This window comes from Gordonia sp. NB41Y, assembly GCF_030718915.1.
Lineage (GTDB): Bacteria > Actinomycetota > Actinomycetes > Mycobacteriales > Mycobacteriaceae > Gordonia > Gordonia desulfuricans.
The window spans coordinates 224,325-237,110 of the sequence record NZ_CP132196.1 but is presented as its reverse complement, the minus strand read 5'-3'; the positions used below and the strand labels follow the sequence as shown (position 1 = coordinate 237,110).

Sequence of the window (12,786 nt, the reverse complement as noted above, 5' to 3'; positions counted from 1 at the left end):
TCCGGTAGTGCGATTCAGGATGGGACTGTCGGGGGTCATACGGCCGGGTTCGATTGTCCTGGGCTCGAACCGTGCGCGGCATCCCCGCCGGGGGCCAGCTCCGCCAGGGCGGCACACCAGCCTGCGGCCAGGGCCGCGACCAGATCGGCATCGAGCTGATCGGGCAGGTGGATGAACGTGGCGGTGATGACGGGCCCGGCACTCTCGTCACGGCAGACGATCTCGATCTCGAGAGGATGTGCGACGCCGAGGTCGGGATCTGCCGCGGTGCGCAGCGCCGTCGACTCGGCCGACGGCTGCCAGGCGCCGCCGGTGCCCACGGTGAACCGTCCGAGATAGTTCAGCAGCACACCGGCGCCCGGCATGGTTGCCATCGCCATCGCCGTCTGCGGATTCAGATACCGCAGCATTCCGAAACCTGCTCCGGCCGAGGGCATCTCCCGCCACTGCTGTTCGGCGGTCGCGATGGCCGCGGTGACATCACCGTCGGCGAGAGCGGGCAGACGTAGCGGTGCCATCGTGGTGAACCACCCGACCGTACGGCTCAGGTCGAGCTCACCGAGACCGGCGGCCTCGGTGTCGCGACCGTGACGTTCGGTGTCGACGACGAGATCGCCGGTGGCGGTCACCGCGCTCGCGGCCACGCGCAGCGCACCCAGGAACACCGAGGTGATCCCGACGTCGAGGCGTGCGGGCACCTCGGTGAGGATCGCCTGGGACAGGGCGACCGGCAGGGACACCTGATACCGCTGCTGCGCCCCGACCGTGCCGCGGATCGCGGGCCGCCCGGGCACCAGATCGCCGCCGGGGGCGAGGACCTGCGCCCAGTGCGTCACCTCGCCCAGCAGCTCCGGTGCCACCGCGCGGGTGGCGATGTCGGCGGCGACCTGTGCGAACGGGACCCCGTCCGCGGCGTCGGTGGTACGGCCGGTCTCATGGGCGGCCGCCAGGTCGTCGATCAGGATGCGGCGGGACACGCCGTCGATCGCCAGATGATGGATCACCAGGACCAGCCGGCCCGCGGCACCGGCGGTCACCGGGGTGAGGTGGACGGCCGCGACCATCCGGCCGGTGGTGGGCGACAGGCGTCCGGCCGCGGCATCGGAGACGACGGCCACGGTGTCGGCGACACTGCCGTGTGCGTCGGCGGCGACCACTTCCAGGACGTCGGCCGCGCGCACCGACCCCGGCTCTCCGGCGGTGAGCGTCCACACCCCGCCGGCCACGACGTCGAGGGTGGTGCGCAGGGCCGGGTGCCGGTCGAGGACCACCTGCAGGGCGGTGGTCACCGATTGCGGGGTGGCGTCGGCCGGGACGTCGACCACCAGCGACTGATTGTGACGATCGATCGTACCGCCCAGCTCACGCAGCCGATGCATGATCGGCAGCAGGGCGATGACCCCGGACGCGGCCCCGGTCGCACGGTCGGTGCCGTCGGACCGGGCGTCGCCCTCGTCGATCGGCTCGGCCACTCCGGCAAGGCCTTCGATGGTCCGCTGGGTGAACACGTCCCGGGTTCGCAGCCGCAACCCGTGCCGGCGTGCCCGGTTGACCAGCGTGGTCGAGACGATCGAGTCGCCACCGAGGGCGAAGAAGTCGTCGTCGAGCGCGATCTCGTCCGGTTCCAGCCGCAGGGTCTCGGCGAAGATCTCCAGGAGCGCCGCCTCCACGGCATCCGCCGGGCGTCGCCGGTCGGCCGCAGCCGTCCCCGAACGGGGCTCGGGAAGTGCTGCGGCATCGGTCTTGCCGTTGGTGGTCAACGGGATCCGGTCGATCCCGACCACCGCCGACGGCACCATGTGCTCGGGCAGGCTCTGCTGCAGGGCGGCGTGTACGTCGTCGGGGGTCACACCGTCGGTGACGACATAGGCGAGCAGCCGGTGGGTGTCGCCCGGGCCGGGACGGGTGATGACCGCCGCATCCCGCACACCGTCGACCGCCGCGATCGCCGACCGCACCTCGCCGAGCTCGATCCGGAATCCACGGATCTTGACCTGGGTGTCGGCCCGGCCGACATAGTGGAATCCGCCGTCCTCGGTGAGCCGGAACAGGTCTCCGGTGCGGTACGACACCGTGCCGTGACCGCCGGGATCGGCGACGAACCGGACCGCCGACAGTTCCGGACGACCCAGATAGGCGCGGGCCACCTGCGGTCCCGACAGATACAGCTCACCGACCACACCGACCGGTACCGGCCGCATGAGGGTGTCGAGGAGCCGGCCGGTGAAACCGGGGAGCAGGGCGCCCACGTCGCTGCCGGTCGACGTCTCCGACGAGCGGGCGTCGATCGGCAGATAGGTTGCGTGCACGGTGATCTCGGTGATCCCGTACATGTTGACCGCCTGCACGAGCGGGCGCTGCCGGAGGAACCCGGTCAGGCGCTGCGCATCCAGCGCCTCGCCGCCGAAGACGAGGTGGCGCACCGAGGCCAGGTCGGCGGTGGTGTCGGCGAGCGTCGCATCGAGGGCATAGAACGCCGACGGCGTCTGATTGAGGACGGTCACGCCCTCCGCGTCGAGGAGTGCGGCGAAATCGGCCGGCGAACGGGTGGTGGCGCGATCGGGCACCACCAGCCGGGCCCCGGTCGACAGTGCCCCCCAGATCTCCCACACGGAGAAGTCGAACGCATACGAGTGGAACAGCGTCCACACGTCGTCGGCATCGGTGCGGACCAGATCACGGGTCGCCGACAGCAGGGCCAGCACATTGGCGTGCGAGATCGTGACGCCCTTGGGACGCCCGGTGGACCCGGACGTGTAGATCACATAGGCCGGGTGGCCGGGGGACACCGCGACTTGCGGCACCGGGGTGCCGGTGGGTGCGACGCGGGCACAGTAGTCGGCATCGACGGTGACCGTCGGGCGGGCATCGGCGAGGGTGGCCGTGATGCGCTCGTCCGGGTAGTCGGGGTCGATGGGCACATATGCGCCGCCGGCGCGCAGCACCGCGAGCAGGGCGATCACCTGGTCGGCACCCCGGGGCAGCAGCAGCGCCACCAGGTCACCCGGGCGCACACCGTCGGCGATCAGTTGCGCGGCGAGCCGTTCGGAGCGCGACCCGAGCTCGGCGTAGGTCAGTGAGCCGGCGGTGTCGGTCACCGCCGTCCGGGTGGCGTGCTCGTCCGCGGCGCGGGCGAAGACCTCCCACAGGGTGGTCGCACCCCCGGCGCGCGCCGGCTCGTCGGACACCGCGGGCAACGCCGGGACGGTGTCGGCGGCGTCGGGCATCCGCAGGGCCGCCAGATGCCGTTCGGGATGTTCGACGAGCGCGTGCAGCACATACAGCGTCCGCTCGGCCAGACGCTGCGCGGTGGCATGGTCGAACAGATCGGTGGCGTACTCGAGACGCAGGCGCAGACCCGGGGTCAGCCCGACGAACTCGAAGGTCAGGTCGAACTTCGACGTCCGGGTGGGCGGGAACAGCGGGGTCGCGTCCAGACCGGCGAAGTCCGGCGCGACGATCGGGTCACGGTACTGGACCATCGTCTGGAACACCGGGTGACGGGACAGTGACCGTTCCGGGGCGAGTGCACCGACCACCTCGTCGAACGGCAGATCGGCGTGGGCATAGGCGTCCACGTCGGTCCGGCGGATGCGTCCGATCACCTCGTCGAGCGTCGGATCACCGGCGAGATCGGTCCGCAACGCCAAGGTGTTGACGAACATGCCGATGAGTTCTTCGGCGGCTGCGGTGGTCCGTCCGGCGAAGGGGGTGCCGACGACGATGTCGTCACCGGCGCCCGAGGCCGAGAGTGCCACCGCCACAGCGGCATGCACCAGCATGAACCGGGTGGTTCCGGTGGCCGCGGCCCGCCGGTCGAGGGCGGTGACCAGCTCGGCGGGCAGGTCGCGGTCGATCTGGTCGCCACGGTGACTCGGCTCGGCCGGGCGGGGCCGGTCGACCGGTGGGCCGACCTCGTCGGCGATACCGGCCAGCTGGCCGGTCCAGAACCGGATCTGCTGGGCGGCAAGTGAATTCGGATCAGATGCGACGCCGAGCTGGTCGAGCTGCCACACCGTGTGGTCGGTGAACTGCACGGCCGGCGCCGCCACGGGCGTGCCGTGGTAGCCGGCGGCGAGCTCGTCGAACAGCCGGCCCGCCGACCACTCGTCGGCGGCGATGTGATGGACCGTGATCAGCAGGATCGCCGAGTCGGCGCCCGTGCCGCCGTCCGGACCGGTCGTATCCACGCGGACGAGGTCGGCGCGCAGGACGTGGTCGGTGGCCAGATCGTAGGGGCGCGCACCCAATTCGGTGATCAGGTCGTCGACATCGGTTGCGGCCGGACGGTGTTCGGGCAGCGCCACGGTGATCCCGGACGCCTCGTCGATCACCGGCACGCGGTCGACGATCCGGGTGCGCAACACCTCGTGACGCGCCACGATCCCGGTCAGTGACGCGGCGAGCGCATCGACGTCGATGGCAGATCCCGGCCGGGCGTCGAGCCGGACGGTGAAGGCGACGGTGTACGCCGAGTCGTCGACACCGGACTGGAACAGCAACCGGCGCTGGGCCGGCGAGAGCGGGAGGGGATCGGGACGCTCGCCCGCCACCGGACCGGCCGGTGTGGCCGCGGCGATCGCGGGCGACGTGCCGCCGGGTCCGGCGGTGTCGGGGTCGGCGGGGGACAGCAGCCGGGCCAGATCGGCCAGGACGGGATGGTCGAAGACGTCGGCGATGGTGAGTCGCCGCCCGGTGGCCACGCGCAGCCGGGTGAGCATCCGGGTCGCCGAGAGGGAGTGCCCGCCGAGGTCGAAGAAGTCGTCCTCCGGTCCGGCATCACGGCCCAGCACGGCTCGCGCGGCGTCGACCACCGCACGTTCGGCGTCGGTCGCCGGGCCGCGCGACGGTGCGGCCGACGCTCGCGCCGGCTCCGGGAGGGCGCGCCGATCGACCTTGCCGCCCGGGGTCAGGGGCAGTGCCGCCAGGACGGTGACGGTGGCCGGAACCATCGCCGCGGGCACCGAATCGGCCAGGGCCGCGGTCACCTCCGGTGCGGCGAGGTCGGCCCGGCCGCTGACATAGGCGTCGACGCGGGTGGAACCCGAGGCGTCGGTGACCGCGCGCACGGCGGCATCGCGCACACCGTCGACGGCCGCGAGCGCGGCCTCGATCTCACCGAGTTCCACTCGGACACCACGGATCTTGACCTGGCTGTCGGCACGTCCGTGCAGGATGATGCGGCCCGCGACGTCGATCTCGCCGCGGTCGCCGGTCCGGTACAGGCGCCGGCCGGCGCCCGCGGGGTCGGCGACGAAACGCGCGGCGGTCCACTCCGGGCGGCCGCGGTAGCCGCGGGCGAGCTGGGGGCCACCGACATAGATCTCGCCCGCCACACCCGTGGGCACCGGCCGCAGCAGACGGTCGAGGACGACGACGGTGGTGCCGGCGACCGGCAGGCCCACCGTGACCGGTCCGTCGACGGTCGTTCCCATGGTCACGTCACCGGCCACCTCGGACGAGCCGTAGGAGTTGACCACCTCGGCGCCGGAGGCGGTGAGGATCTCCCGGGTGGCGGGGACGAGGGGTTCACCGGAGACGATCCAGCGCCGCGGAGCGTACCCGGGCGCGGCCTCGGCGACGGCCTGCGCCAGCGGCGGCACCGCGGTGATCTGGTCCACCTCGTGCGCGTCGGCCAGCTCGGCCAGGGCCAGGGCGTCGCGGGTGACGGCATCGTCGGCGAGGACCACCGTCGCCCCGGCGGCCAGCGCGCCCAGCAGTTCGGTGGTGCCGTCGATGAACGCCACCGACGACTTGGCCAGGACCACCCGGCCGTCCCAGTTCGCGGCCGCCCAGGCCACCCGGTTCGCCAGTGCGCCCGCCGTGCCGAGCACGGCCTTGGGGGTGCCGGTGGAGCCGGAGGTGTAGACCAGATACGCCGAGGAGTCCGGGTGTGTGCCCGACGATGCGACGGGGCCGTCGGGTCCTCGATCGGCCGGCCGGTCCGCGACGTCCGGTGCGGCCGAGAGGAGTTCGGCGGTGGCGTCGTCGAGGACGAGGTCGGGCCGGGAGTCGTCGAGCATGAACGTGATCCGGGCCGACGGGTAGCCGGGATCGATCGGCAGGTAGGTGGCACCCACCCGCAGCACCGCGAGGATCGACGCGACGAGTGCGGCGCCGCGGTGCTGGTGGACGGCCACCACCGATTCCGGCCCGATCCCACGGGTGCGCAGGCCGTCGGCGATCCGGCCGGTCAGCGCGTCGAGATCGGCATATCGCAGGGTGTGCTCGCCGACGATCACCGCGGCCCGATCCGGATCGGCGTCGGTCGCCCGTGCGATCTGCTCGGCCACGGGCTCGAACGGCAGGGTGGGCACGGCGTCGAGCGCGGCGGCACCCAACGGCGGGGCGTCGCTGCGTGGCAGTGTCGCGGCGGTGGCGTCCGGCCGCTCGGGCAGGGCGGTCAGGGTTCGCACCAGCTGCGGCAGCAGCTCGGCACAGGCGCGCTCGGCGACACCGTCGGCGGTGGTGGCCTGCGGGCGTTCCAGCAGGATGCGGATCTGCGGATCATCCTCGACGAGAATGGTTGCCGCATAGCTGTTCTCGTCCTCGATATGCGGCCGGACCGGGCCACGCGGGAAGCTCTCGAAGACGACGACGGTGTCGAACAGCTCGCCCATCCCGAGGGCGCTCTGGATGTCGCCGAGTGGGGTCTGGTGGTGACCGATCAGCGACAGCTGCTCGCGCTGTACGCGGGAGACCAGCGCCGGCAACGACTCTCGTGGATCGAGCACGATCCGCACCGGGATGGTGTTGATCAGCATCCCGACCATCTCGTCGACACGGTCGACCGACGGGTCGCGGCCGGAGACCACCGCACCGAAGACCACGTCGTCGGTGTCGGTGAGATCGGCCAGGACCAGCGCCCACGCCACCTGGATGACGGTGTTCAGCGATGCGCCGTGCGCACGTGCCCACTCGCGCAGCCGCTCGGACTCGTCGGCGCCCAGCCGGTGGGAGATCACCCGGCCACCGGAGGTGTCTGCGCGCCGGGACCGGGCGACGAGGGTGGGGGAGTCCAGACCCGAGAGCACCTCACGCCAGATGCCGTGGTCGTCGGGGCGCCCCTCGCGCCACCGCAGGAACTCGCTCACCGGTGCCGGTGCCGGCAGCGTCTCGCCACGCAGGAGCCGGACGACCTCGTCGAACAGCCGGTGGATCGACCAGCCGTCGAGCGCGATGTGATGGGCGACGACGAGCAGGTGGCGCCGCGGCTGCCCATCGGTGTCGTCGGCGGCCAGGACCGCCCGGAACGGCGGGGGTGAGGTCAGTGCGATCCCGCGGATGCGTTCGCGGCGTCGCAGGGAATCCAGGTCCTCGGCCGTACCGAGGTCGCAGGTCTCCAGGGGCACCTCGACATCGGCGTGCACGCGGGCGACCGGTGCGCCGGTGCGCCGACGGGTGTAGGAGGTGCGCAGGGTGGCGTGCCGGGCCATCACCGTGCCGAGCGCGGCCGTGACACGGGTGGTGAGGTCGGTGTCGACCGGCACGTGCAGCGCGAGGTCGACGTCGGCCAGGATCAGGTACGGATCCGGGGTGCCTGCCGGGCGCGGCCGGGTGGAGTGATAGACGATCGCCTCCTGCAGCCCGGTGAGCGGCAGGACGTCGTCGAGGGCGGGGGCCGCCGGGGCGGAGGTGTCGGTGGTCGTCACAGGAGATCTCCATCGGCCAGGTCGTCGAGCTCGTCGGCACCGATACCCGCGGTGGTGAGCGCGAACTCACCGTCGGCGGGGCGGGCGGCGTCCGGATCGGGTCGTGCCGTCGCGACCGTGGTCGCGACGGTCGCCAATCCGGCGACGGTGGGGTTGTCGAACAATTCGATGGGGGTGATGCGCAGGCCGTCGCGGGCCAGGCGGGTGACCACCCGGACCGCGGTCAGGCTGTCACCGCCGAGGAGGAAGAAGTCGTCGTCGGCACCCACGGCAGGCACCCCGAGAACTTCCGAGAATGCCTGGGCGAGCGCACGTTCGGTGTCGGTGGCCGGTGGCCGTGAGTCGCCGGCCGGGGAACCGAAGACCGGTCGCGGCAGTGCACGGCGGTCGACCTTGCCGTTGGGTGTCAGCGGGAACTCGTCGACGGCCATGACCGCGGCCGGGATCATGTAGTCGGGGAGCCGGTCGGTCAGGTGCGCCCGTAGCTCGCGCACGTCGACCTCGTGGCCCGCGGCCGGCTTGATGAAGGCGACCAGACGTCCGTCGAATGCGGTGGTGACCGCTCGATCGACCGAATCATGCTGTGCCAGTGCGGTGTCGACGTCACCCAGCTCGATCCGAAATCCGCGGATCTTGACCTGGTGGTCGGTGCGGCCAAGGCAGTAGAGGACGCCGTCGGCGCCCCGGCGGGCCAGGTCGCCGGTGCGGTACATCCGTGCACCGGGCGGCCCGAAGGGATCGGCAACGAAGCGCGCGAAGGTGAGATCCGGTTTGCCGTGGTAGCCCCGGGCCAGGCCGTCGCCACTGAGATACAGCTCGCCGACGCGGCCGTCGCCGACCGGACGAAGTGCTGAATCGAGAAGTCGCACACCGGTGTTGGCGATGGGCTCACCGATCGGGACATCGTGACCGGTCAGCGGTGCGGTGGTCGACCAGATGGTGGTCTCGGTGGGGCCGTACATGTTGCGGACGGATGCGGCGTGACCGGCGAGTTCGGCGGCGAGCTCGGCCGGCACCGACTCACCGCCGACGAGGACGTCGACGCCGGCGAGTGCGGATCCGTGACCGGACTCGAGCAGTGCCGACCACAGCGACGGCGTCGCCTGCATGACGTCGACACCGTGCGTGGTGACGATCCGGGCCAGCCGGTCGGGATCGTGGACGTCGTCTGCGGTCGCGAGGACCACCGTGGCGCCGGCGGCCAGCGGTACGAGGGTCTCCAGGATCGCGATGTCGAAGGAGATGGTGGTGACGGCGAGGACGGATCGGCCCGGGCGGTAGCCCAGCAGGTCGATCATGTCCTCGGTGAAGTTCAGCAGGGCCCGGTGGTCGAGGACGACACCCTTCGGGGTCCCGGTCGAGCCGGATGTGTAGATCACATATGCCGGCGAGCGCAGATCGTGCGACGGCACGACGTCACGATCGGCGCGCGACGGGTCGGCGCCGTCGGGCCGGCCGATCGCGATGCCGTCCGGGCCGGGTTCGAGCACCGCGACCGGTCCGGCGTCGGCGAGGGTGGCGGCCAGCCGGTCGGCCGGGAACCCCGGGTCGAGCGGCAGGAACGCCGCACCGCTGCGGTGGACGGCGAGTAGCGCGACGATCAGATCGATCCCGCGTGGCAGCGCCACGGCCACGATGTCCTCCGGGCCCAGCACACCGAGTCGCCCGGCGAGGGCGTCGACGCGGCGGCGCAGGTCGGCGACCCGCACCTGCTCGGCACCGAAGACCAGCGCGACCGTGTCGTCGGGGTGGGCGAGGGCACGGTCGACCAGCCGCGTCGTACCGATCGGCCGGCGGGTGCGCTCGTCGTCGGCGGTGATGGCGGTGGCTCGCGCGCGGTCGGCGGCGAGATGCCATGCGCCGATGGGTTTTCCGGTCAGCTCCGGTGTGGTGGCGACCGCGGTGACCGCCTCGGTGAGTTCGGCGCAGATCTCCTCGACGGCCGCCTCGTCGTACAGCTCGGTGTCGGCGTCGACCATGATCTCGAGATCGCCGTCGATGTCGGCACACGTGATGGCCATGTCGACCACCGGTCCCCGGGCCAGCGACCGGATCGTCGCGGCATGACCGCCGATGGTGACGGTCGAGGAGAACGGTTTGATGTTGAGGGTCGGTCCGTTGGCGCCGTCGACCCCGCGATGTCGCAGGTCGCGGACGATCTGCTCGCCGCGGTAGCGGGCGTGCGGACCCACCGCGCGGATCTGCTCGGTCACGTGCGCGCCGATCTCCTCGAGGGTCGACGATCCGGCGGCGGCGATCCGCAACGGGATGACGTTGACCGTGCTGCATGCGCTGGCCGCGGCGGGTGAGCCCAGCCGGTTCATCATCGGGAAACCGAGGACCACGTCGTCGGTGTCGGCGCGACGGGCGCAGAACGCCGCGACCACCGCCGTGAGCGATGCCGGTGTGCGGGCGAGCGCTCCGGCCCCGGCGATCACCGAGCGGCGGGTGTGGACACGTGCGGCGATCCGGTGTCCGCGGGGGGTGCCGGAGAGGGTGAGCGGCCCTGCGACACCGGTCAGTTCGCGCGCCCAGAACTCCTGGTCGTCGGCCCGGGGTGCATCGATGCCGGCGGGCAGCCCGGTGACCGGACGCAGCGCATGGGTGTCGGTGGGGTCGTCGTAGAGCCGCCCGATGCGGCGGACGAGCAGGCCCAGTCCGTAGGCGTCGAGGACGAGGTGATGGGCGACGACGAGCAGCCCGGTCGAGGCTCCGGCGGTGAGGATCGAGATCTCCGCACACGGACCGGCGACCGGATCGATGGGGCGACCGACGGCATCGGCACAGTGCTGTGCGAGTGCGCGGGGGTCGGCGCCGAGATCGATGTGGCGCACCGGGATCGGGTCGCCGAGCCGATAGTGCGGTCCACTGTCGTCGTCGATGAACCGCGCGCTCAACAGGTCGGCCTCGGCGGCGGCAGCCGTCGCCGCCCCTACCAGTCGGGTGGTGTCGGGGGCGGTCGTGAACTCGAGGACCTGACCGATGGTGAAGACCGGCGACGGTCCGATCACCGACTGCGCAACCCACAGGCCCTGGGCCGCCGCGGACGCTGCGAACAGGGGTTCACACGAGGAGACACCGACAACAGACATGGTAAGCGAGCCTACCCTTTGTTTGGCAAGACTCACCAAAGCGGGGGCTACGCAGAACCGGTGGTCCGGGAGCTATATTAGGCAAGGCTAACTTTTGCGTCTAGTCCAGTGAGGCCAATGATACGCCTGGGGCGATCTGCCGAGGCGGTCGAGGGTATGAAGTGCCATCGAGAAGATGGCCGACAAGTGAGGAATACGAGATGGCTGCCGGCAACGCAGTGCTGACCCGCGAACGGATCATCGGCGACATCGCCGAGATCCTGGATCTGCACGACACCGAGATCACCGACGAGACCAATGTTCTCGACATCGGACTGGATTCGGTCCGACTCATGTCCCTCATCGAACGGTGGCGTGCGGCCGGGGCGGTACATGCCGATCTGGTGGTGCTCGCCTCCGACCCGGTGGTCGGATCGTGGATCCGAGAACTCACCGAAGCCGCAGGAAACGCCCGATGAGCGGGGTCGACGGCGGGACCGCCGCGACCGGTACCGGGCCTGCGACCGCCGAAGAGGCCGACGTCGTGGTGATCGGCGGAGGACCCGGTGGATCGACCACCGCGACCCTGCTGGCCAAGAGTGGCCGCCGCGTGATCCAGCTGGAGAAGGAGAGCTTCCCCCGCTACCAGATCGGTGAGTCCCTGCTGCCGTCGACGATCCACGGCGTCTGCAAACTCCTCGGGTGTTACGAGAAGGTTCGCGACGCCGGATTCATGCACAAGCGCGGCGGCAGCTTCCGCTGGGGCACCAATCCGGTGCCGTGGAATTTCCTGTTCGCGATCTCACCGGAATTCGCCGGAGAGGGTAGCTATGCCTACCAAGTCGAGCGTATGAAGTTCGACAAGATCCTCCTCGACAACGCGGCCGAGAACGGTGTCGACGTCCGGCAGGAGTGTCGCGTCAACGGTGTCGACACCGACGACTCGGGCCGGGTGGTCGGCGTCCGCTACGTCGATGCCGACCGCACCGAGCACGACATCCGGGCGTCATATGTCGTGGACGCATCGGGCAACTCGACCCGGCTCACCCGCCATGCGGGTGCCGAGCGGGTCTACTCGGACTTCTTCCAGAACGTGGCGGTGTTCGGGTACTTCGAAGGGGGCAGACGACTTCCGGCCCCCGACAGCGGCAACATCCTGTGCGCGGCCTTCGACGAGGGCTGGATCTGGTACATCCCGCTGTCGGACACCCTGACCAGCGTCGGCGTGGTGATCGCCAAGGACAAGGCCAAGGACGTGATCAACGCGCAGGAGGAGACGCTCCTGCAGTACATCGACCGGTGCACGATCGTCCGCGACATGCTGGTCGACGCCACCCGGGTGACCGAGGGAACCTGCGGCGAGATCCGTCTGCGCAAGGACTACTCGTATGCCAACACCCGGTTCTGGGGCAACGGGATGGTCCTCGTCGGCGACGCCGCCTGCTTCATCGACCCGGTGTTCTCCACCGGCGTCCACCTCGCCACCTACTCCGGTGTCCTGGCCGCCCGGTCGATCAACAGCGTGCTCGACGGCACGATGACCGAGGAGCGGGCGTTCACCGAGTTCGAGGGTCGCTACCGCCGCGAGTACGCGGTGTTCTACGAGTTCCTGTCGGCGTTCTACGACATGGAGCAGTCGGAGGACTCGTCCTTCTGGAAGGCGCGCAAGGTCACCAACTTCGACCGCACCGACATGGCGGCCTTCGTCTCGCTGGTGGCCGGCGGATACTCGGGTGAGGATGTGCTCACCGACGCCGCGCAGGTCATCGAACGGTTCCGGTCGTCCTCGGACGCGCTGACCGCAGCCGCGGCGAAGACCGGTGGGATGGACACCGATTCGGGCCAGCGCATGGGTCACATGTTCTCCGCCCCGGTGGTGCGTGAGGTGATGGAGGAGATGAACGCGCTGCAGGCGCGGGGAGCGGTGACCGAGGGCGCCACCGAACCGCCGCTGCTCGACGGCGGACTCGTGCCGTCCGCCGACGGACTGGCCTGGGCCGAGCCGGCCGATGTGCACGTCTGAGGTCGCGGCGGACGCCGGACCCCACCGGCTGCCGCGGCGG

General features: G+C 71.1%; 4 protein-coding genes. 2 read left to right on the top strand and 2 right to left on the bottom strand.

The window, feature by feature from the left end; translation table 11 throughout:
• Positions 1 to 35: 35 nt before the first annotated feature.
• Positions 36 to 7,652: a non-ribosomal peptide synthetase gene (locus Q9K23_RS01005; protein ID WP_305950346.1), complete on the bottom strand. Its 7,617-nt coding sequence runs from the start codon at positions 7,650 to 7,652 to the stop codon at positions 36 to 38.
• Complete coding sequence (locus Q9K23_RS01000; protein ID WP_305950345.1) at positions 7,649 to 10,744, bottom strand: amino acid adenylation domain-containing protein; 3,096 nt, start codon at positions 10,742 to 10,744, stop codon at positions 7,649 to 7,651. Before Q9K23_RS01000 ends, Q9K23_RS01005 begins: the two co-directional genes overlap by 4 nt.
• A gap of 200 nt (positions 10,745 to 10,944) precedes the next feature.
• On the opposite strand from Q9K23_RS01000, the gene Q9K23_RS00995 reads away from it, so the two are divergent.
• Positions 10,945 to 11,202, top strand: a complete 258-nt coding sequence (locus Q9K23_RS00995; RefSeq protein WP_053776752.1) for a phosphopantetheine-binding protein — start codon at positions 10,945 to 10,947, stop codon at positions 11,200 to 11,202.
• A complete protein-coding gene (locus Q9K23_RS00990) occupies positions 11,199 to 12,746 on the top strand; it encodes a tryptophan 7-halogenase (RefSeq protein WP_053776753.1) in 1,548 nt (515 codons plus the stop codon). Before Q9K23_RS00995 ends, Q9K23_RS00990 begins: the two co-directional genes overlap by 4 nt.
• The last annotated feature ends 40 nt before the right edge of the window (positions 12,747 to 12,786 follow it).

What these genes read in the sequence shown, in the direction of transcription:
- Q9K23_RS00990 (WP_053776753.1), top strand. Translation starts at nt 11,199, where the DNA reads ATGAGCGGGGTCGACGGCGGGACCGCCGCGACCGGTACCGGGCCTGCG.
- Q9K23_RS00995 (WP_053776752.1), top strand. Translation starts at nt 10,945, where the DNA reads ATGGCTGCCGGCAACGCAGTGCTGACCCGCGAACGGATCATCGGCGAC.
- Q9K23_RS01000 (WP_305950345.1), bottom strand. Translation starts at nt 10,744, where the DNA reads ATGTCTGTTGTCGGTGTCTCCTCGTGTGAACCCCTGTTCGCAGCGTCC.